This is a genomic window from uncultured Clostridium sp. (genome assembly GCF_937920395.1).
Taxonomy (GTDB): Bacteria; Bacillota; Clostridia; order Clostridiales; family Clostridiaceae; genus Clostridium_AD.
Genome location: NZ_CALEVF010000038.1, coordinates 22,623 through 45,697, shown reverse-complemented (window position 1 = coordinate 45,697; position 23,075 = coordinate 22,623). Strand labels below are relative to the sequence as shown.

The following is a 23,075-nucleotide window of genomic DNA, read 5'->3' as shown; positions in this document are numbered from 1 at the left end:
AATCCTCCTTCCAATATTATTTACTTTGTTTGTTTTATAAATAAAATAAGAGTTAGGCTGAACCTAACTCTTACTTTATTTCAACAACCACTTTTTTATTTTCTTTAACAGCAGCAGCTTTGACAACAGTACGAATAGCTTTCGCTATCCTACCCTGTTTCCCAATAACTTTCCCCATATCTTCATGTGCTACAGATAATTCTAAAAGTACCATATGCTCATGTAATACTTCGTTTACTACTACCATTTCTGGTTTATCAACTAAATACTTTGCCAATACTTCAAGTAACTGCTTCATGGAAAACTCCTCCATTCATTACTTACAAACTTTTCTAGTTGACTGCTATTTTGCTAAGTAACCTTTTAACTGTATCAGATGGTTGTGCACCATTCTTCATCCACTTAGTTGCTTTTTCAACATCTATTTTAATAGTAGTTGGTTCTGTTGTTGGATTGTAGTATCCTATTTCTTCAATAAATTTACCATCTCTTGGAGATCTTGAATCTGCAACTACAACTCTGTAAAATGGAGCATGTTTAGCACCCATTCTTTTTAATCTTATTTTAACTGCCACGTATATCACCTCCTTAAATCTAATTTTAGTAATCTATCAAGTATTATATTAAAAAGGCATTTTACCAAACATTCCTTTTTTACCAGGTTTTTGGAATCCTTTTGCTTGTTTCATAAATTTTTTCATCATTTCAAAATCTTTTAAAACTTTATTTACCTGCTGGACTAAAGTCCCTGATCCATTAGCGATTCTTTTTTTTCTAGATGAAGAGCCACTAACCAAATTAGGATGTTTTCTTTCTGATGCAGTCATTGATCTTATTATGGCTTCACTTTTTCCCATTTGTTTTTCACCTTGAGATAAGTCTACACCCTGCAATTCTTTTTTATTTAAACCTGGAATCATTTCAACTATTTTATTAAGTGGTCCAAGTTTTTTCATTTGCTGCATTGATGCCAAATAATCATCAAAGTTAAATTCTTGAGATAACATCCTATTTCCTAGTTCCTTTGCTTCGTTTTCATCAAAAGAATCCTGTGCTTTTTCAATTAATGAAAGCACATCTCCCATACCAAGTATTCTCGATGCCATTCTATCTGGATAAAACACTTCCAGGTCATTCATTTTTTCACCAGAACCAACAAATTTTATAGGCTTTCCAGTTATTGCTTTAATGGATAGTGCTGCTCCACCTCTTGTATCTCCATCTAATTTAGTCAAAATGACACCCGTTATATCTAACTGCGAATTAAAACTATCAGCTACATTAACTGCATCTTGACCAGTCATTGAATCTACAACTAACATTATTTCATTTGGTTTTGCACTTAATTTCATATTTTGAAGTTCTTCCATTAAGTTTTCATCTATATGAAGTCTTCCTGCAGTATCTAATATAACTACATTATTACCATTCTCACGAGCAAAATCTATTGATGCTTTTGCTATATCTACAGGGCTCACTTTATCACCCATTGTAAATACTGGAACTTCAATTTGTTTTCCTACTACTTGCAATTGTTTTATTGCAGCTGGTCTATATACATCACAAGCTACTAACAAAGGTTTTTTGTTTTTTCTTTTAAGCGAAAGGGCAAGTTTACCACCCATTGTGGTTTTACCAGCACCTTGAAGCCCCACAAGCATTATAACTGTTAACCCACTAGTTGATAACTCTAACTTGCTTTCTGAATTACCCATTAAACTAGTTAACTCATCATTAACAATTTTAATAACCTGTTGCCCAGGTGTTAAGCTTTGTAACACTCCATTACCTAAACACTTTTCGCTTACATTTCTCACAAAATCTTTAACTACTTTATAATTAACGTCAGCTTCTAACAATGCTAATTTTACTTCTCTCATAGCATCTTTAATATCTTTTTCAGAAAGCTTACCCTTACCCTTTAATTTTCTTATGGTATCTTGTAACTTAGAAGATAACCCTTCAAAAGCCATAATAAACCTCCTAAACATTCTCGATAATCTGTGTTTTTATATCACATATAAGCTGATTCATTTTTTTATCTTTTATATTAATTTGTAATTCATCTAATTCCAATATAATATTTTCAAATATCTTTTTTAATTCAAGGTCTTTGTTTAATAATTTTAATTTTTCTTCATATACTAAAAGCGCGTTATCAGATCTTTTTATAGTATCATGAATAGCTTGCCTACTCGTATTATTTATTTCTGCTATTTCAGACAAAGACAAATCATTATTAAAATACAAATCCATTATGGTTCGTTGTTTTTGTGTAAGCAATACTCCATAAAAATCTAATAATAGTGAAATTTCAAATCTTTTTTCCATTTCATCACCGACTCACAAATCATATAATATCAGAGTTTTAATGTGGTGTCAAGTAGTTTTACTTAACAGGCACTATTTTTATATTTTTTACGTTGTTTTTAAAACAACGCCTCTACAAAATCTTTTGAATTAAACTCTTGTAAATCATCAATTCCCTCACCAACGCCTATGTATTTAACAGGTATATTAAGTTGGTCCTTAATTGATATTACAACACCACCTTTGGCAGTACCATCTAATTTAGTTAATATTATTCCATCAATCGGGCATATTTCCATAAATTGTTTAGCCTGTTGAATCCCATTTTGCCCCGTAGTTGCATCAATGACTAATAGTGTTTCCATATGAGCCTCGCTATACTCCCTCATAATAACTCTATTTATTTTTGCTAATTCATCCATAAGATTTTTTTTATTATGAAGTCTACCTGCCGTATCACAAATTAGTATATCCACTTTTCTTGCTTTAGCAGCTTGAACAGCATCAAAAACTACAGCTGCAGGGTCAGAACCTTCTTGGTGTTTTATTAATGGAACATCTGCTCTACTACTCCAAATTTCTAACTGATCAATTGCTGCTGCTCTGAATGTATCTGCTGCAGCAATAAGTACTTTATACTTTTTAGTTTTTAATGATGATGCCATTTTGCCGATAGATGTTGTTTTACCTACTCCATTAACTCCTATTACCAAAATTACCTTGGGTAACTGTACACTCTTTGTTTGATCTTCCTCTTCCCCTAATATATCCATTAAAACTTCTTTTAAACAGGGTATAATCTCTGATGGATCTTTTATTTTTAATTCCTTGACTCTTTTTCTAAGTTTTTCAATTATAAAAACAGAAGTGTCAACTCCAATATCCGAGGTAATTAATATTTCCTCTAGTTCTTCATACAATTCATCATCAATTGTAATTGCTAAGTTTAATGCTTCACTAACTTTTTCCGTTATACTATTTCTAGTCTTTGCTAATCCATCTTTTAATTTATTGAAAAATCCTCCAAACATTTCAAATCCTCCTTGTTTCTACTTTGATGCACAAAACGGTTATTATAAATCTCTATTTTTTTAAATCAATAGATACTATTTTTGACACACCCTTCTCTTCCATAGTAACACCATATAATACATCCCCAGCCTCCATAGTTCCTTTCCTATGGGTTATTATAATGAATTGAACATTATCAGAAAATCTCTTTAAAAATTCTGCATATCTAACAACGTTTGCATCGTCAAGAGCTGCCTCTATTTCATCCAAAATACAAAATGGTGTTGGCTTCATCTTGAGTATTGCGAATAATAATGCAATCGCAGATAAAACTTTTTCTCCACCAGACATTAGACTTATATTTTGAAGCTTTTTCCCTGGTGGCTGTACGTTTATATCGATTTTTGCTGTAAGTTCATCACCCTCTGTAAGTATTAAATCTGCACTACCGCCTTTAAATAATTCCATAAATGTTTCATTAAAATTTTGCCTTAATATAATAAAATTTTCTGCAAATATTTTTTTCATTTTTTCAGTCATTCCACTTATTACAGTCAATAGTTCATTTTTAGCTGATACTAAGTCTTCCTTTTGACCATTCATAAATGTATATTTATCTTTTACCTCTTTATACTCTTCAATAGCACTTACATTTATTTTACCAAGAAGTGTTATAGCCTCTTTCAATGCTGCTATTTCATTTTTAAGCTTACCGATATCATCAATTTCTCTTTTAAATATTAGCGCCTCCGCATATGTTAGTTCAAAGTCTTCATTCAATTTCTTGTAGTAATTATCCTTTTCCATACTAACTTTTGCTAGAGCTAATTGACACTTATATAAACTTTTTTCTGTTTTTTCAAGGATCATCGTAACATTATCAAACTGACCCACTTTTATTTTTATATTATCTTTAATCTTAATCCTTTGAATCTCATAATCCTCAAAGTTTTTTTTCATTTCTTCTATGGTAATCATTATTTCATTTGCCTTTTCTTCTACACTTTGAATTGAAGATATACTTGTTTCCTTATTTTTTATGGCTTCTTCTATTTCCTTAGAATATATAATTACTTTTTCACTTTGAGATAATATGTCTACATTCAATCTTTTAATTTCAGAATCTTTGTTAAGTATTGACTCATTGATTTGAGCTTTTTTTATCTTAGCTCCTGTAATCGAGTCTTTTATATTGTCAATTTCTTGTAATTTGTCTTTTAATTTAAATTCAATTTTATTTAAATTTTCCTCTATTTCGTCTTTTGCATGTGTAAAATTAGTAACTAACATATTTTTCTCTTCAATTTCTATATAATCTTGTTTAAGTTTACTCTCTTCTAAAGATTTTTCAATATTTGATTTTTTGCTGTTACTCTTCAATCTATTTGTATCATCTAGTATTGAGTTTATTTTAGCTTCTTTTTTTGCTACCTCAATGTTTTCAAAGTGAATCTCTTCCCTTATTTTCAAATTTTCATTGTCAAATCTTAGGGTTTCAGTTTTACCTTGTTTAATTTTCTCGAAGTAAACAACATTTTCCTTTTTTAGGGTTGATAAGTCTTTATCTAATTCTTTAATTTCTCTTTTTCTTCCAATTATACTTGATGTTTTGGAATATACACTTCCACCTGTTAGAGATCCACCAACGTTTATAACCTCACCTGATAACGTAACAATTTTAATTCTATGATTATTATATTTTGATATATTTAAAGCTGAATCCATATCTTTACAAATGATTGTTCTACCTAAAACAAATGCCATAACCTCACTAAATTTTTCATTATAACCTATAAGTTCACTTGCTATTCCGACAAATCCTGGATTACTTTTAGTTTCATTATCAATGGTGATCTTTCTGCCCTTAATAATGTTTAAAGGTAAAAATGTTGCACGTCCAAGTTTATTTGCTTTTAAATAATTAATCAACGTCCTTGCCACATTCTCATCTTTGGTTATTATATGTGATATAGTCCCCCCCAAAGCAATTTCTAAAGCAACTTCTAAATACTTTTCAACCTTTATAATTTCACCAAGAACAAAACATTCATGAATATTACCTACTTTGCCTTCATTAACATTTTGCATTAGGTTCTTTACCGATTTATTATAACCTTCATGTTTTTTCTCGAGTATTGTAAGTACATTAAAATTAGCTTCCGCTTTGTTAATTTTAAAAGCACAATTTTTCATATCTTTTTCATCTATAGATAAAATATTTTGAAGTTTATTAATCTCGGTTTTATTTTTATCAAATTGACTTTGAGATTGTTTTATCTTTTGCCTTGCTTCTTCCAATTCACTTTCAATGGTTATTTTTTTAGTAACATTTATCTTTATTAAATTTTCAAGATCCTCAATAGTCTTTTTCAACATAATTATCCTGTTTTTAGATATATCTATGTTATTATTTAAGATTAATAAACTATTGTTAGATACCATGTTTTTGTTTATGCTGTTTTGTTTTACTTCCTTAAGAGATTTAATTTCATTACTTTCAATTTCTATATTTCCCTGAATATTTTTTATTTTCATTTCTTCTAATTTTATTTCTTCATCGATTTCTGTCTGAGTATTTTTTATATTATTTAATAAGTCCTCAGCTTTTATGTTATTGTTTTTTAAAACTAACAAATTTTTATGAGCTACACTTCTCTCGTTTGTTGTTTTATCAATAACCTTTTCTAAATTTTCTATTCTCTCATGAAGAATATTTATTTGTGAAATGTTATTTTGATATACTATCTTATTATCATAAAATAATTGTTTCTCGACTTGGCTTTTATTTTCAAATTTTTCAAATTCTTCATTTAAACTTTCAACACCTTTCTTAAAAGATGTTTTTTCTTCTGTTGTTTTTACAACTTCTACCTGCAATTTATCTAATTCCTCATGTAATCCTTTGATTCTTTCTTCCACTTTAGTAATAGAATCAATAATTATGCTAACTTCTTTACTTTTCAATTCTTCAAAAAGCTTTAAAAACCTTTTCGCCTTATCACTTTCATTCATTAGTGGTTCTAATCGTTCTTCATAAGTACTTAAGATATCACTTATTCTAATTAAATTTTGATCAGTACTATCTAATCTTTTTTCTGCCTCTTCTTTTCTTGTTTTATATTTTACGATTCCTGCAGCTTCCTCAAATAATTTTCTTCTTTCCTCAGTTTTACCACTTAAAATAGCGTCAATTTTACCTTGGCCAATAATTGAATATCCTTCTTTTCCTATACCTGTATCCATAAAAAGTTGTTGAACATCTTTTAATCTACAAGATGTATTATTTATTAAATATTCACTTTCTCCTGAGCGATATAACCTTCTCGATATAGTTACATTAGAATAATCAATGTCCAATTCAGAATCGCTGTTATCAAGTGTTAATGACACCTGAGCAAGCCCCACAGGCTTTCTAAACTGTGTGCCTGCAAATATAACGTCTTCCATTTTGTCGCCTCTTAGGCTTCGTACGCTTTGTTCTCCAAGAACCCATCTTACCGCATCTGAAATATTACTTTTCCCACTTCCATTAGGACCTACTACTGCTGTAATCCCTTTTTCAAACGTTAACTCCGTCTTATCCGCAAAGGATTTAAATCCTCTTATTTCGATAGATTTTAAGAACATGAACCACTCTCCTATTTTACCTAAATAACATTGGCAATACAAAACCTATTGTAAAAATGAAAACAATACCGTAAATAATTACCTTTGTATATTTATCTCTTTTCGCTTTTTTCATACTTCACCTCATATTAGAATTTTTCAACTTTTTTAATATAAAAAAAGAATACATTACTATAAATTTATTCAATGTAATGTATACTTTATTCAACTTATAAGAATTGAAATTATATTTTATACACTAATTAGAATCCTTTTTTATACTTTATTGACAAGTACTCATATATAGTCATAATAATACACTTTTCTTCTGTTCTTATACTAATGCTTCCACGTTTAACTGTAATATCTTGAGATATATCTAGGGAAGTTCTTTTTAATCTATTTTTCAGTTCATTAAAATAAATTTTTCCATTAGCATAAAGCTTAGAAATATCTTTTGGATTGATTTTTATTAAAACTCTATTATAACTAAGTTCTTTATTAAAGCTATTCATGATAACATCATATATTAAATCGCTATATATACTTCCCTCAACTAGTTCTCTAAATGCAGGATGAAATGGTCCGCAAACAAGATCATGACCCTCTGATATCTCTATTGTAGGTTGTAATCCTATCCTTATAACATTTATTTGATTTTGGGACAACATAATATAAATAATCTTACTTATATTTACCGCTTCACTTAATGAATAAGGTTTAAATTTATGTTGTATATACATTCTTTCCATTTCAGTATTTTTAATTACAAGAGCCGGATAAATACGGCAAATATCTGGTTTAAGAGCAACCACTCTTTTAGTTGTTTCAATATCTTTAGTTATGTTATCTCCAGGAAGACCTATCATTATTTGATGTCCTAAAACAAAACCATACTGCTTTATAAGTTTAGATGCATTTTCTACATCTGTCGCAGTATGCCCTCTTCCAGATTTCAGCAGAACTTCTTCATCCATAGATTGTACCCCAAGTTCTATAATATCTACAGAGTATTTTTTTAAATTCTTTAATATATTATCATCGATATAATCTGGCCTTGTAGATAACCTAATAAATTTTATTTTATTATTATCTTTAAACTTTTTAGCAACAGTCAATAATTCTATTTGTTTCTCTATTTTTATAGCTGTAAATGTCCCGCCAAAAAAAGATACTTCAATGATAGCATCATCATTCTTTATTGTTTCAAGATATTCATTTATTGTTTTTTCCACATACATTGCATCAACTTTTGATTTTGTACCTGTTATACTATCTTGATTACAAAACACACACTCATGTGGACACCCTTCATGTGGAACGAAAATAGGAATAATGTAATGCAAATCACTCATGTACATCATCCTTGTTTAACATAACTTCTTTAGCTGCATTTTGTTCTGCTTCTTTTTTACTAAACCCTTGCCCTGAACCTTTTACACAATCGTTTATTAAAATATTAACAAAAAACTTTCTTCTATGTGGTGGACCTTCAAATTTTACAAGTTCATAACGAATATTCACTTCTCCATTTTGCTGAAATATTTCTTGAAGTTTTGTCTTATAATCTAAAATTATCTCATTATTAATTGCTTTCTCAATAGTTGTTTTAAAGTTATTAAGTATAAATACCTTAGAATACTCTATTCCCTTATCTAAATATATAGCAGCAAGCACTGCTTCAACACAATCTGCAAGTATCGACACTCTATTTCTACCGCCAGTAATTTCTTCACCTTTACTCATGTTCATATATATTCCAAGTTCCCAAGCATTAGCTATATCACAAAGCGAATTTTCGCACACTATTAACGACCTAATTTTAGTTAAATAGCCTTCAGGTTTCTGCGTAAAGCGACTATATAAATGTTCTGATATTATAAGTTGTAATACAGAATCTCCTAAGAACTCAAGTCTTTCATTAAATTCAACCTTCTTTTTCTGATTTGCAAAAGAACTATGGGTAATTGCGGTTTTTAATAAATCCTTATCAGTAAAATTTAATTTCAGTTTCTTTTCAAGTTCCTGTAATTGTATATCATTTTTCATAATTATTACTCCTTTTCGGAAGTTTATTTTAGGAATTTTATCCTTAACTTTTTATTATTTATTCTTCTGAATGAGCTTTAATATATTCTACTATATCTCCAACAGTGGCAATTTTTTCAACATCTTCATCTGGAATTTCTATATCATACTTTTCCTCAAGTTCCATAATTAATTCTACAATATCAAGTGAATCTGCACCTAAATCATTCATAAATGATGATTCCATTTTTATTTCTTCATCATCTATATTTAATTGTGATGATATACACGCTCTAATTTCTTCAAACATAATCTTTCACCTCCTTGTATTTTTATAGACTACATAATAACCATTAATAACTCAATTTATATTTTTTACTTATCTGAAAGCTTTTCAATTTCTAGTTTTAATTTGTCAACAACTTTGTTTTCATAAAATATTGTTGCCTGTTTAATTGCATTTTTAAAAGCTTTTGCATCTGAACTTCCATGAGCTTTTATACAAATACCATTTACTCCAAGAAACGCTGCTCCACCATATTCTTTATAATCAAAATCCTTTTTAAACTTCTTAAAAACTGGTTTTAATAACAAACCACCGATCTTAGTTCTAAATGATGACATTATACTTGTTTTTAGTAAATCAAATATAGTAGCAACTGTACCCTCATATAATTTAAGTATTACATTTCCAGTGAACCCATCACAAACTATAATATTAACGTCGCCAGTTGGAATTTCTCTAGCTTCCACATTTCCTACAAAATTTAAGTTAGATTCCTTCAATAACTTAAAAGTTGCTTTAGAAAGTTCATTACCCTTTTCTTCTTCACTACCTATATTTACAAGACCTACTGATGGATTAACTACATTTAAAATATTTTCAAAATATATTTTTCCCATAAGTCCAAATTGCAATAAATAATTAGGCTTGCATTCTGCATTTGCTCCACAATCAATAATCATAAAAGGCATTGTTTTACCAGGAATTATTGGTGCTAAAGCTGGTCTATCTATCCCTTTTATTCTTCCAACTATAAGTGTACAGCCAGCCAAAAATGCACCTGTACTTCCAGCTGAAATAACCGCATCCGCCTCTCCATTTTTTACAAGATTTAATGCCTTTACCAAACTAGAATCCTTTTTACGCTTAAGAGCCATTACCGGATGCTCATTTGTATTAATAACTTCGGTAGCATTAATAACTTTTATTTTATTAGTATCATAGGTGTGTTTCTTTAACTCTTCACTTATTAAATCTTCACGGCCAGTTATTAATATATTTATATCGTATTCTTTTATAGCTGCAATACAACCTTCAACCACAACATTTGGTGAAAAATCTCCACCCATTCCATCTACAACAACTACCATTTTAAGCCCTCACTTTGAATGTTCCAAAATAAACAAACAAATAAATATCTATTTATTTGTTTATTGGTTATTTATTTATTTACTTATATTATATACCATATTATTTAAATATCTATAGTATTAGCAATGCTAAAATACAAATATAATTATATTTACCTTTAAAAATAAAAAAGAAAGTCTTTCGACTTTCTTTTTTATTTTTGTTCCATTGAAACTACTTCTCTATTTTTGTAATATCCACAGTTTTTACATACTCTGTGAGCAAGCTTCATATCGTGGCATTGAGGACATTCAACTATTCCTGGTAAACCAAGTTTAAATGTTTGCGCTCTTCGAGAATCTCTTCTACCTTTAGAAAATTTTCTAGCAGGATTTCCCATTGTAACACCTCCTTAATCAGTTGAAAACAAATTTTTTAATTTTGCCAACCTTGGATCAATATCCTCAATAATACAATTACATGTATTATGATTTAAATTGATTCCACACTGATGGCATAAGCCTTTACAATCTTTATTACAAAGTCTTTTTATAGGCAGAATAGAAATGATATTATTTTCCACAATCTCATTTAAATCTAATCTATCATCTTCAATAAAAATAATATCCTCATCTTCACTCTTTAGAGTTTTCGACAATCTTTCATTTAATTCAATATGTATTAAATAAGAAAAGGTCTCAAGACACCTAGAACAAGCAAGTAATAGTTCTGTATCAATACTTCCAGTTAAATCAATATCATCATCATTAGATTTTAAAGTCAAATGCATTTTAACTGGTTTAGAAAATTGTATAAATTCATTATCATAGCAAAACTTAGCTTTTTCTAAATCTAAATCAATTTCTTTTCTTGCTCTTTTATTACTAAATAATTCTGAAACGTCTATTACCATACTATCCACTCTGAAAAACTAACTATTAATTAATTTTTCTCATATAAAGAAAAATCTCTATATCTTGTATAAAAAAATTATACAGCTCGAGCAAAGCTTCTGCGTCCCTCCTAACTAAATTGTTTTTTACTTACATCAAACACAGTCTATTATATAAACAATACAATAAAAAGTCAAGAATTATTTATGATTAAATTTGGTATTTTATTTTATAAGAGCATCGGTGTCTCTTGCAATTACTAGCTCTTCATTTGTTGGTATAACCAATATCTTAACTTTTGAATCATCAGTACTTAATTCTGCACATATTCCTACTGCGTTATTTTTTGTCTTATCCAAAACTGCTCCTAGGAATTCTAATCCCTTGCATATTCTCGTTCTAGTTCTAGGGGAGTTTTCACCAAGTCCTGCAGTAAATATAATTGCATCTACGCCTTCCATTACCGCAGCATAAGCACCTATATATTTCTTAACACCATAACAAAATATATCAATTGCCAGCTGTGCTCTTTTATTTCCATCGTTCATAGCCGCTGATTCTACATCTCTAAAATCACTGCTTACCCCTGATACTCCTAAAAATCCTGACTCTTTATTCATTAAATTATTTGCCTCATCAATTGTTAAATTTAATTCTTTCATGATATATGTTAATATAGCAGGATCTATGCTTCCACATCTAGTTCCCATAGCTAAACCTTCAAGTGGAGTGAATCCCATACTCGTTTCTATAGATTTTCCATCCTTTACTGCGGAAACACTTGCTCCATTTCCTAAATGACAAGTTATTAATTTTAAATCTTTTATATCCCGACCCATCATTTTCGCAGCCCTAACTGAAATATATTTATGTGACGTTCCATGAAATCCATATCTTCTTATACCATACTCAGTATAAAGGTAATAAGGAAGTGGGTAAATATACGCAACCTCTGGTATCGTTTGATGAAATGCAGTATCAAATACAGCTACCATTTGCGTGTTAGGCATCAATTCCATGCAAGCATTTATACCCATTATATTAGCCGGATTATGAAGTGGTGCAAGTTTTGTGCACTCAGAAAGTCCGATCATTACATCATCATTAATTATAACTGACTTTGCATATTTTTCTCCACCATGAACTACTCTATGTCCTACTGCGTCTATTTCAGACAATTCTTTAATAACTCCATGTTCTCTATCTACAAGTGCCGTAAGGACTAATCTAATAGCATCTGTATGGTTTTGCATTGTTTCTTCAATAACATACTTTTTCCCATTAACCTTTTGAGTTAATATTGAGCCTTTTGTTGCTATTCTCTCAACTAATCCAAGGGCTAAACATTGTTCATTTTCCATATTAATTAATTGATACTTAAGTGATGAACTTCCACAATTTATGACTAATATTTTCATTAAATATCCACCTCCCCAAATAACTTGCAACTATTTTTTCATAAACTTTAGTTTTTTATAAGTTTCTGAATCTGTAATTTATATTCATTAACCGTCTTCTTATATACATTGAAACATGTATATATAATATACACTATTTAACCCATTCATTTCAATATATTATAATAATTTCATACCTTTTTTTTAGATAATATGTACTTTTAATAATTGGTTATATAATATATAATATATATTACAAATGAATAAAATTTAATTATAAACTTAATATATAAATCAGAATGAATATTGTATTAACACATATTTAAATTTAATTTTTTTGCTATAAAAATTATTAACTTATAATTACTATAAGCTTCTACGAGGTGATTTTATGAATATTTCGGGTATAATTGTTGAATATAACCCATTACATAACGGCCATGTGTACCATATTAATAAAACTAAAGAACTCACAAATTGTGATGTCCTAATTTGTGTTATGAGTGGAAATTTTACTCAACGCGGTATTCCATCAAGTATAGATAAATGGACAAAAACTAAAATGGCTATAAACAACGGTGTAGATTTAGTATTAGAGTTACCAACTATTTACAGCGTTTCGTCTGCAGAATTTTTTGCGCAAGGCGCTATAAGTCTTTTAAACAGTTTAGGTATAGTCGATAACATATGCTTTGGTAGCGAACATGGAGATATTAATGATATATGTAATATTTCAAATATATTACTTAAAGAACCTGCTGAATATAAATTACTATTAAAAACCTATTTATCTAAAGGTATTACGTATCCTTTAGCAAGAGCTAAAGCACTTTATGAATATTTGACAAATTCAAACATGTCCATGTCTAACTTATTATTAGGTGATTTTTTAAATTCTTCTAACAATATACTAGGCATAGAGTATTGTAAAAGTTTAATAAAGCTTAATAGTTCAATTACTCCTTATACCTTAAAGCGAAAAGGTGCATCTTACAACAGTACTTTTATAAATAATGAATTTTCAAGTGCTACTGCTATAAGAAGATATGTAAAAGAAAATGGTATTTTAACAAATCTTAAAGATTATGTTCCACCTTCAGTATTCACTGAAATTAGAAATTTATACTCTAAAGACACTAACTTTATATTTGAAGACTCTATGTTTCCATACATAAAATATAAATCAGCTACATCAAAAAACTCATTGATAAATTTACCAGATGTATCTGAAGGACTTGATAATAAAATCATTAAATCTTTACAACATAATTTGACCTATGCAAATACACTTGAATCTATAAAAAGCAAACGTTATACTTATAGCCGAATTAGCAGGATATTGTGTCAATATTTTATAGGATTTGATGATTTTGATACTACACGATTAAGATCAATACCTTGCCCTTATGCCCGTGTTTTAGGATTTAACTCAAAAGGAAAATCAATTTTGAAATCTATAAAAACAAATAGTAGCATTCCACTTTATACTAAAATATCCAAGAAAACCAATGAAACCTTAAGCCTTGACATTCAATCTACAAGGGCTTACAGTATCTTAAATAAAAGCGTAGACCCAAGTAGTGATTATTTAATATCTCCTATTATTATAAAATAACAATAAATGCGACTATCAAAATTTGATAGTCGCATTTATTATATTTAAAATTAGTAATTCTAATACATAAGTTTACTAAATTCAAATATATTTAGTATAGTAGTACTTTAAGGAGGGGCTTAAAATTGAACTTACTATTAGTTATATTATTAATTTCTATATTGTTTCTACTAGTTTATTTATTTAAAACTTTAAAAATAAATTTTTTTGTAACATTTATTTGTTCCCTTATCATTGTTCAAATAATATTAGCTCCGAATATTTGTATACAGTACACCATTACTGGTACTAAATTATTTTTCAATGCAATTTTTCCATCTCTTTTCCCATTTTTAGTTATAATAAATATTATAATCGGTTACGACGGTATTCATATTTATTCTAAATTACTAGGAAATTTAATATGCAGGCCTTTAAAACTACCAAAAGAATGTAACTTTGCGCTTTTAGTTAGTGTGCTCTGTGGATATCCCCTAGGTGCAAGGTATACTTGCGACTTATATGAAAAAAACATAATTGATTTAAATTCCTGTGAAAGATTGCTAAATATTGCTTCTAATGCAAGCCCCCTATTTATTCTAGGATCAGTAGGCACCTCTATGATGTTTAGTCCTAAAATTGGTTATATACTCTTGTTATCTAATATTCTATCATGCATTTTTATGGGATTAATTATTCCTTCTAAAAATTATACTTTTAGACTTAAGTATAGGAGTAATAATTTTTCTAAATCTGAGTTCAATAATTTAAACATTGGTATTATATTAAAAAACAGTATTGAAGATGCTATGAAAAACGCTTTAAATATAGGTGGTTTTATTGTGATATTTTCAGTAATAACAGGCATAATTAAAGACAATGTCGTATTTAACATTGTCATAAATAAATTATCTTTAATTATTGGTGCTTCAGGTAATTTTATAGAAGGAATACTTCTGGGAATGCTTGAGATGACCAATGGATGTTATTTAATATCCTCTAGCCCTTCAAATCTTTATGTAAAACTTCCAGTTTTGAGTTTTTTAATTGCTTTTAGTGGTTTATCTATCATTTCTCAAGTGTATAGCTATACATATAAATATACTGTTTCAATAAAAAAATATATTATGAGAAAATTTTTTCAAGGTATAATCTCTTCAATTTTAACATTAATATTATATTATATTTTTTTAAATGCATCCTCTGTTCTTACTTTTAACAATATAAGTCTATATAAAAATTGTGATTTATACTTACTAATATTGATAGTTTTAATTATACCATCATTAATCATAACTATAATTAAATTATTTCATACCTCTTAGTTCTTTTACATTTTCCCTTATTGAGGTTGTAGTATTTGTAACTTCGCCCTGCATAAGTATTAAAAAATCTTGAACATCACTTTTAATTTCATGAATCATTTTCTGTCCTTTTAATTCAATTTCTTTATCTAATTGGGATAATATTTCATCCGCATAATCCTTGGCGCCAAGTCTCATAATTTTAGCATCCCTCTGGGCTGACGCTATAATTTCTTCAGACCGATTTAATGCTTCTTTAACTAAGTCTTGTTTTTCAACTCTTCTTCTTATTTTGTCAACTGTCTCTTCCTCAAAAATCTTAGCTTGCTTTTTAGCATCAACTAAAATCCTTTCTTTTTCATCGCAAACCCACTGTGCCTTCTTAAATTCATCTGGCAGGTGATTTATAATTTGATCAATTATATCTAGTATTTCTCTCTTATTTATAACTGCTTTACCTGTAACAGGTATTTTAGACGAACTCTCAATAATTCCTTGAAGATATTCTAAAAGCTTTATAACATCCATAGTTCCCCCCTATTTGGAATTAATTTTTCTAATAATTTCTGGAATGATTTCTTCAGGTACTAGCCCTTTAATAGATCCTCCAAGCATCGCAACCTGTTTAACCGAAGTAGAACTTATATAACAGTACTCCGTTTTTGTCATCATAAACACAGTTTCCTTGCTTGGATCAAGTTTATTATTCATTGCTGCCATTTGAAACTCATATTCGAAGTCTGAAACACTTCTAAGCCCTTTAACAATAACTCTAACACCTTCTTTATTCATAAGATGAACAAGTAAACCACTAAACTTCTCCACACGTACATTAGGCAAATTTTTCACTACATTTTTTATTTGTGCTACTCTCTCATCTACTGAAAATAAACATTTTTTTTCAGGATTAACAACTACCCCTACGATCAATTCATTAAATACTCTTGACGCCCTCTCAATAATATCTAAATGTCCATTTGTTATTGGGTCAAAACTTCCAGGACAAATTGCTTTTTTCATGTGATGCCTCCACGTTTTTCTCTAGGGTAAATAATAATTATTAATTATTCCCATGTATTTTCTAAGGAAACTAATAATTTTTAATTATTAGTTTCCTTATATTTATAAAACAATACAGTAGTATTACCATATTTTCTTGTATCAGACAGATGAATAATACCATTGCCCTCATATATCTCTTCAGATGAATCTATTTTACAGACTATAATCCCATCTTTACTTAAAAGACTATTTCTAGAAATTATTTCAATAGCAGGTGGAATCATATCTTTCGCATATGGTGGGTCTATAAAAATCAAATCAAACACAATACCATCATTTGAAAACTGCTCCATGTATTTATATGTATCACCTTTTAAGCATTTACATATATTGTTAAACTTTAAATTGTCTACATTACCTTGTAACATTTCATAAGTAGTATCACCCATATCGATAAGATAGCATTTTTTTGCTCCCCTACTTGCTGCCTCAAGTCCTAAGCTACCCGTACCTGAGAACATATCCACAACTACTGCATTACGCACTCTATTTTGAATTATATTAAATATAGCTTCTTTTATTCTATCTAATGTTGGCCTCGTTCCCATCCCAACTGGTGACAATAATTTTCTTCCTCTTGCACTTCCCGCTATAATTCTCATATGTTTATTCCTCCATCTAAGCAAGTTTCGATAATATTTTAACATATATATGTATTTTATACAAAGATATTTTATCTAATTAAAACAAATGTAGCTAGAAGTCTGCTCGATTTTTTGTATTATCTCAGTTTTCACCTTAATATCGCATACATCATCACTTTGTATTAGACTCTTTGCTTCGTTATTTGCGATTTTCAAAATACCAATATCTTCAATTACATCTGATAAAATCAAACCTGATTCACCATGTTGCCTTATTCCAAATAATTCTCCAGCGCCCCTAGTTTTTAAATCTTCCTCTGCAATATAAAAACCATCATTACTTCTTATAAGTATTCCAAGCCTTCTTCTTACTATATTGTTTTTGATATTTGCAAGCAGTATACAATAAGATTTATGCTCCCCTCTCCCTACTCTTCCCCTAAGTTGATGAAGTTGGGCAAGTCCAAATCTTTCTGCATTTTCAACTATCATAACTGTAGCATTTGGTACATTTACGCCAACCTCAATTACTGTAGTTGAAACCAAAGCTTTAATTTCTCCAGCTTTAAATTTATCCATGATTTCATTTTTAAGTTTACTTGGCATTTTACCATATACCATTCCTACTTCTATAGATTTAAACTGTTCTGTTTTCAATTTTTCATAAAGCATCTCCACCGAGCTTAATTTCATTTCTTCATTTTCCTCCACAAGTGGACAAACTATATAAACCTGTCTTCCCTTATTAATTTCATTTAAAGCAAATTCATATACTTTACCACTATTCTCCATACTTTCATTAGATGTATCAATTTTCTGTCTACCTGGTGGTAATTCATCTATAATAGATACATCTAAATCACCATACAAATATAAAGATAGTGTTCTCGGAATAGGTGTTGCTGTCATTACAAGGATATCTATGTTTTTTCCCTTATTAGAAAACCTGTTTCTTTGTGATACTCCAAAACGATGTTGCTCATCAGTAACAATCATACCTAAATTTTCAAATTCTACATTATCCTCGATAAGTGCATGAGTCCCAACTATAATGTCAATAACTCCATTTTTTAAATCTTGTTTAATTAATTGTTTGTTTTTAGCAGTTGTGCTTCCACTCAATATTTGTATATTTAATGAAAAATCCTTTAATATATTTTTGATTTCTTCATAATGTTGCTTTGCTAAAATCTCAGTTGGTGCCATCATGGCTGTTTGATAACCATTTTTTACAACATTAAACATAGTAATAATAGCAACTATAGTTTTACCACTTCCAACATCCCCCTGTAGCAAGCGATTCATAGCGATATCCTTCTTTTGATCTATTAAAATTTCTCTTACAACTTTACTTTGTGCCTTAGTAAGATTATAAGGAAGCTTTGCCTTTAAAGTTGTAAGTTCCTTTGCCATTTTAAATTGGATACCATTATTATTAGATTTTATAAATTCTTTTAACATTAATATTTTTAATGAATATGTAAAAAGCTCCTGAAATTTAAGTCTTCTTTTTGCTTCATTAAGGAGTTCTAAACTTTTAGGACTATGGATATTTCTAATTGCATCATTTAAAGAACAAAAACAATATTTTTCTATTATCCCCTTTGGCAAATTTTCTGTTACTATAATATTACACAAAACATCAGAAATAATCTTATTAAAAAAATTATTTGTAATATTATTCTTAAGAGGGTAAGTGGCTATAATTTCATTTGTATCCATTGACGTATTTTTTACTATTTTAGGGTTCATAATTGTAATTTCGTCCTTAAATTTATCAACCTTACCTGTGATAAGATACTTGCTAGAAATTGCAAAACTATTTTTTGCGTAAATTTGATTAAACCATTTACCTTTAAATTTATTATCACCTTGGCAAAAAATTATGGTAGAAAGAGTCCTATTATTTTTTAACCTAATATCCTTTAATATATTTAAAACGGTGCACTCGATAATTACTTTCTCAGTTTTTTCGCAGTCTAAGATGCTTTTACGGACAGATACATTCTCATAATCTCGTGGAAAATATAATAACAAATCTAGCACATTAAATATTCCACACTTATTCAAGCTCTCTGCCATTTTAGGGCCAACACCTTTTACATATTTAATCTCACTATAAGTATCCATAAATATCACCCCGGAAATATATTTTATTAATAGTACTATTTATTTCGTTTCTCGCAGCTTAATATACATGAAAAAAAGCCCGAGGGCTTTTATTCAACTGAAGCAATAAAATAATATAGTGGTTGTTTCCCATTATATTGCTGAATGTCTAAATTCGGATATTTATGTTCTAACTCAGAAACAAGCTTTTCTACTTCGCTTACAACACAATCTTCTCCATAAAAGATTGTGATAAGTTCACTACTATCATTTACCATACTTTCAATAATATCAGCACAGACTTTATAAATATCAGTTCCAACCTCGCAAATTTTTTGCTCCACTAATCCTAAAACATTTCCCTGTTTTATTATCTTTCCATCAGATTCAGTATCCTTAACTGCATATGTTACAGAAGCAGTAGCTACATTTTTTATTGCTTCTTTCAATTTTTTCTCGTTTTCCTCTACACTAAGCTCTTCATTAAACATTGTTACTGCAGTTATTCCCTGTGGAATAGTTTTAGATGGAATTACCACTATATTTTTATCTGACAGTTCGGCCGCTTGAAGTGCTGCCATAAGTATGTTCTTATTATTAGGTAATACAAATATATTTTCAGCATTAATTTTACTTATACTATCTATTATATCTTGTATACTGGGATTCATAGTTTGTCCGCCTTCTATTACAACATCCACACCTAAATCCTCAAAAATATTTTTAATTCCTTCTCCAAGTGCAACAGATATAAATCCATATTTTTTATTTTCTATTACATTTGCATTTGTTATATCTTTTCCTAATGATTTTTCTACTTTATCATCAATTATTCCTAATAAGTTTCTATGTTGATCTCTCATATTTTCAATTTTAACCTTAGAGAGTTCCCCTAGTGTTACTGCTTTAGAAAGCACAAGTCCTGGATCATTTGTGTGTATGTGAATTTTTAGAAACTCATCTTGTGAAACTACGACCATTGAGTCTCCAATCTTTTCTAAATACTCTTTTAGTTTATTTATATCAACATCCCTAGCTATAACTAATAATTCAGTACAATATCCAAATTTTATTTCTTCAGGAGCTTCTCCTGCTGCAGATACAACAGTTTCTTTTTTAATGCTTTGTTTGTTTGTATTGTAAATTTTAGCCTCAATATTATTACTTACAGCTTCCCTCATCCCTTTAAACAATATGAGAAGCCCCATACCACCTGCATCTACAACTTTTGCTTCTTTTAATGCTGCAAGCATATCCGGAGTTTTATTTAGCATTATTTCACTATGCTCACAAACCTCATTCATAAGTTCTACAACATCAGTAGCTCCACTATTAACTGCAGTTTCACCAGCAGTCTTAATAATAGTTAAAATAGTTCCTTCAGTAGGTCTCATAACAGCTTTATATGCAAACTTAGCGCCTTCCAAAATACTTTTAGCAAATTCTTCAGATGTAGCTTCTGTTAAGCCTTCTAGCCCCTTTGCAATGCCTCTAAATATTTGTGATAATATTACTCCCGAATTACCTCTTGCACCCATAAGTGCACCTCTAGCTAATATTTTAGCTATCTCAGAAATAGATTCAGTTTGTATATTCTCGATTTCTTTCACTGCAGCTTTAAATGTCATTGACATATTAGTACCTGTATCTCCATCTGGAACTGGAAATACATTTAGTGAATTTACGTATTCTTTCTCATCTTCTAATCTATTTGATGCATTAATTACCATGTTTCGGAAATGTTGTCCATTAATCTTTAAGCATTCCACTTTCCATACCCCCTTAAACCCTTACACCTTGTACGTTTACTGTTATTTCTGCAACTTTTAGTCCTGTATAATTTTCAACGTTATATCTTATTTTCTGAATTATATTATTTGCTATTATTGAAATTTTTGTACCATATTCAACAATTATATATAATTCGATAAATAGTTTGTTTTCTTTAGAATTAATTTTAACTCCTTTATTTAAACCATCACTTTTAATTAGTTGCCAAAATCCATCCGTAGCATTTTTAAGTGCCATGCCGACAACTCCATAACACTCCGTTGTAGAAATGCCAACTATATTAGCTAACGCTTCTTCTGAATAATATATAATACCATTCTCGTTTGTAATGTTACCTTTCATTGTAATTCCTCCTTATAAAGCTATATAGATTATATTATATTATATCACTAATTTATTCAACAAAATTAATTTTATAATTACTATCCTTAGTAATTAATTTGTTTTTAACTTGCAAGAGTAGTGGTATCTATGTTACAATAATGCGTGTTTCAATTGAGAAGAATTTTTTCTTCATAGTCTTAAGGAGGTGTTTTCATTGTCAAGAAAATGCGATATATGCGATAAAGGTGTTGTTTCAGGTAGCCAATATAGTCACTCACACCGTGAATCAAAAAGAAAATGGGCTCCAAATATTCAAAAAGTTAAAGCTATAGTTAGCGGAACGCCTAAATCTATACATGTATGTACTAGATGTCTTCGTTCAGGTAAAGTACAACGTGCTATATAATTAAGAAATAAGAATGCAGCTTTTCAGCTGCATTTTTTATTTAAATGCAACTTATAAAGTTGTATTTTTTTATTTAAATACAACTCTAAAGCTGTATTTTTTATTTAAATACAATTTTAAGATTGCATTTTTATCAAAATTCAATTCCAGAACTTAATTTTAACTCTTCTATGTTATTTTTTTAAAAAGAATTTGATTATTCGGGACATAAATCTCGGTAATTTAATAGCTACAATTCTCATTTTCTTACCCCCCAAACATAATATATAGAATCTTCAATTGTAATTTTTTATAAATTAAATGAACTAGACTTTATTAATTTATTTAAATACTACCCCTATAGTCTAAATGTCACTAACAATGATCGTTATGATCCATTATATTAAACCCAATATAAACGATTCCTCCTCCCACGACAATTATCCACCACCAAAATGGAACTATTACTACTATTAAAATTCCTATTCCTAAACATGCAATGATTACTCCAAGTTGCCTTTGTAAACACCTAAACCACCTTTTCATAAGTTATTCTCCTCTCAAAGTATTCCAATAATATTATATGATTTACTTTTAATAATGTTTACAAAAATAAAAAACTATTTTTTTATTGAATTAATCAATGAAAAAATAGTTTTTTATATGAATATTAATCTTTTGATAATAATATCATCAAAGTTCCAGATTTAAATTTAAGTTTAACTTGAGGGCATGTAAACTCATTTGAAATAGTTATGCTCTCACCAATCTTTAAATTATAATTATGTAATGGATATTTAGCACCTTCAATTGTTAATCCAATTATTTCATCACCATAAGATTGTACTGAAAATATTTCACCTATGATTCCATTTAATACTGTTGAATCATTAGTTAACATAATAACATTATTTTCATCTTTAATAAAAGAATTTACACTATTTTCCAAACAAATCTTAAGCATTCCAATATTTCCAAGCATATGATCAACTCTACTACCAGTGCATCCTAAAAGGACTATTTCACTTGGCTTCATGCCTATAGCCTTTCTAACTGCAATTTCAGTATCAGTAAAATCCTTTTCGGTCGGATAAATCTCTGTAGAAAAATTATTTTTTTTGTAATAATCTAATATGTCTTCATCTATGCTATCAAAATCTCCTACAAGTAAATCAGGCTTAATATTATATTGATACAAACAATTTGCACCACTGTCAGCTCCAATTAAAAATGTATCCTTTGTAATTTCTTTTGTAAGTAATTCCTTTGAGGGAGGCGCCCCTCCTGATATTATTACAACCTTCATATCACTCATCACCTTCG

General features: G+C 29.1%; 24 protein-coding genes. 3 read left to right on the top strand and 21 right to left on the bottom strand.

Features of this window, described 5'->3' with window-relative positions; all coding sequences use genetic code 11:
• Nucleotides 1–70 precede the first annotated feature (70 nt).
• From Q0649_RS03675 to Q0649_RS03615, 13 genes are all read right to left on the bottom strand, one after another.
• Nucleotides 71–298: a KH domain-containing protein gene (locus Q0649_RS03675; protein WP_298837489.1), complete on the bottom strand. Its 228-nt coding sequence runs from the start codon at nt 296–298 to the stop codon at nt 71–73.
• 34 nt (nt 299–332) lie between these two features.
• Entirely contained in the window at nt 333–575 is a 243-nt protein-coding gene (gene rpsP, locus Q0649_RS03670) for a 30S ribosomal protein S16 (protein WP_298837484.1), read from the bottom strand.
• Between the two features lie 48 nt (nt 576–623).
• On the bottom strand, nt 624–1,973 hold the full coding sequence (ffh, locus tag Q0649_RS03665; RefSeq protein ID WP_298837482.1) for a signal recognition particle protein: 1,350 nt from the start codon (nt 1,971–1,973) through the stop codon (nt 624–626).
• 10 nt (nt 1,974–1,983) lie between these two features.
• Complete coding sequence (locus Q0649_RS03660) at nt 1,984–2,331, bottom strand: putative DNA-binding protein (protein ID WP_298837479.1); 348 nt, start codon at nt 2,329–2,331, stop codon at nt 1,984–1,986.
• Nucleotides 2,332–2,429: 98 nt separating this feature from the next.
• Complete coding sequence (gene ftsY / locus Q0649_RS03655; RefSeq protein ID WP_298837473.1) at nt 2,430–3,341, bottom strand: signal recognition particle-docking protein FtsY; 912 nt, start codon at nt 3,339–3,341, stop codon at nt 2,430–2,432.
• A 52-nt stretch (nt 3,342–3,393) separates the two neighbouring features.
• The gene (gene smc / locus Q0649_RS03650; protein WP_298837470.1) at nt 3,394–6,948 is read right to left on the bottom strand and encodes a chromosome segregation protein SMC; all 3,555 of its coding nucleotides are present in this window, start codon (nt 6,946–6,948) and stop codon (nt 3,394–3,396) included.
• A gap of 242 nt (nt 6,949–7,190) precedes the next feature.
• Nucleotides 7,191–8,282 (bottom strand): elongator complex protein 3, encoded by a 1,092-nt coding sequence (locus Q0649_RS03645; RefSeq protein WP_298837467.1) that lies wholly within the window; start codon nt 8,280–8,282, stop codon nt 7,191–7,193.
• Nucleotides 8,275–8,976 (bottom strand): ribonuclease III, encoded by a 702-nt coding sequence (gene rnc, locus Q0649_RS03640; RefSeq protein ID WP_298837464.1) that lies wholly within the window; start codon nt 8,974–8,976, stop codon nt 8,275–8,277. Before rnc ends, Q0649_RS03645 begins: the two co-directional genes overlap by 8 nt.
• Before the next feature lie 58 nt (nt 8,977–9,034).
• The gene (acpP, locus tag Q0649_RS03635) at nt 9,035–9,268 is read right to left on the bottom strand and encodes an acyl carrier protein (RefSeq protein ID WP_298837601.1); all 234 of its coding nucleotides are present in this window, start codon (nt 9,266–9,268) and stop codon (nt 9,035–9,037) included.
• A gap of 62 nt (nt 9,269–9,330) precedes the next feature.
• A complete protein-coding gene (gene plsX, locus Q0649_RS03630; protein ID WP_298837461.1) occupies nt 9,331–10,329 on the bottom strand; it encodes a phosphate acyltransferase PlsX in 999 nt (332 codons plus the stop codon).
• 194 nt (nt 10,330–10,523) lie between these two features.
• On the bottom strand, nt 10,524–10,709 hold the full coding sequence (rpmF, locus tag Q0649_RS03625) for a 50S ribosomal protein L32 (protein WP_071613246.1): 186 nt from the start codon (nt 10,707–10,709) through the stop codon (nt 10,524–10,526).
• 12 nt (nt 10,710–10,721) lie between these two features.
• Complete coding sequence (locus Q0649_RS03620; protein ID WP_298837450.1) at nt 10,722–11,222, bottom strand: DUF177 domain-containing protein; 501 nt, start codon at nt 11,220–11,222, stop codon at nt 10,722–10,724.
• A 204-nt stretch (nt 11,223–11,426) separates the two neighbouring features.
• On the bottom strand, nt 11,427–12,620 hold the full coding sequence (locus tag Q0649_RS03615; protein WP_298837448.1) for an acetate kinase: 1,194 nt from the start codon (nt 12,618–12,620) through the stop codon (nt 11,427–11,429).
• Between the two features lie 370 nt (nt 12,621–12,990).
• Between Q0649_RS03615 and Q0649_RS03610 the strand changes: the two genes are divergently transcribed.
• A complete protein-coding gene (locus Q0649_RS03610; RefSeq protein ID WP_298837445.1) occupies nt 12,991–14,214 on the top strand; it encodes a nucleotidyltransferase in 1,224 nt (407 codons plus the stop codon).
• A gap of 125 nt (nt 14,215–14,339) precedes the next feature.
• A complete protein-coding gene (gene ylbJ / locus Q0649_RS03605) occupies nt 14,340–15,518 on the top strand; it encodes a sporulation integral membrane protein YlbJ (protein ID WP_298837442.1) in 1,179 nt (392 codons plus the stop codon).
• Here the strand turns inward: ylbJ and Q0649_RS03600 are convergent.
• The 6 genes from Q0649_RS03600 to Q0649_RS03575 form a co-directional block, all read right to left on the bottom strand.
• Nucleotides 15,501–16,025, bottom strand: coding sequence for an ATPase (locus Q0649_RS03600; protein WP_298837439.1), 525 nt, complete (start codon nt 16,023–16,025; stop codon nt 15,501–15,503). The genes ylbJ and Q0649_RS03600 overlap by 18 nt on opposite strands.
• 9 nt (nt 16,026–16,034) lie before the next feature.
• The gene (gene coaD, locus Q0649_RS03595) at nt 16,035–16,517 is read right to left on the bottom strand and encodes a pantetheine-phosphate adenylyltransferase (protein WP_298837436.1); all 483 of its coding nucleotides are present in this window, start codon (nt 16,515–16,517) and stop codon (nt 16,035–16,037) included.
• Nucleotides 16,518–16,597: 80 nt separating this feature from the next.
• Nucleotides 16,598–17,161, bottom strand: coding sequence for a 16S rRNA (guanine(966)-N(2))-methyltransferase RsmD (gene rsmD, locus Q0649_RS03590; RefSeq protein ID WP_298837433.1), 564 nt, complete (start codon nt 17,159–17,161; stop codon nt 16,598–16,600).
• Nucleotides 17,162–17,236: 75 nt separating this feature from the next.
• On the bottom strand, nt 17,237–19,273 hold the full coding sequence (gene recG / locus Q0649_RS03585) for an ATP-dependent DNA helicase RecG (RefSeq protein ID WP_298837431.1): 2,037 nt from the start codon (nt 19,271–19,273) through the stop codon (nt 17,237–17,239).
• Nucleotides 19,274–19,362: 89 nt separating this feature from the next.
• Complete coding sequence (locus tag Q0649_RS03580; protein ID WP_298837428.1) at nt 19,363–21,021, bottom strand: DAK2 domain-containing protein; 1,659 nt, start codon at nt 21,019–21,021, stop codon at nt 19,363–19,365.
• A gap of 13 nt (nt 21,022–21,034) precedes the next feature.
• Nucleotides 21,035–21,385: an Asp23/Gls24 family envelope stress response protein gene (locus tag Q0649_RS03575; protein WP_298837425.1), complete on the bottom strand. Its 351-nt coding sequence runs from the start codon at nt 21,383–21,385 to the stop codon at nt 21,035–21,037.
• 196 nt (nt 21,386–21,581) lie between these two features.
• Between Q0649_RS03575 and rpmB the strand changes: the two genes are divergently transcribed.
• A complete protein-coding gene (rpmB, locus tag Q0649_RS03570) occupies nt 21,582–21,773 on the top strand; it encodes a 50S ribosomal protein L28 (protein ID WP_298837422.1) in 192 nt (63 codons plus the stop codon).
• 354 nt (nt 21,774–22,127) lie between these two features.
• Here the strand turns inward: rpmB and Q0649_RS03565 are convergent, their stop codons facing one another.
• Together Q0649_RS03565 and Q0649_RS03560 are read right to left on the bottom strand one after the other, a co-directional pair.
• Complete coding sequence (locus Q0649_RS03565) at nt 22,128–22,298, bottom strand: hypothetical protein (protein ID WP_298837419.1); 171 nt, start codon at nt 22,296–22,298, stop codon at nt 22,128–22,130.
• A 124-nt stretch (nt 22,299–22,422) separates the two neighbouring features.
• On the bottom strand, nt 22,423–23,058 hold the full coding sequence (locus tag Q0649_RS03560; RefSeq protein WP_298837416.1) for a thiamine diphosphokinase: 636 nt from the start codon (nt 23,056–23,058) through the stop codon (nt 22,423–22,425).
• Nucleotides 23,059–23,075: the final 17 nt, after the last annotated feature.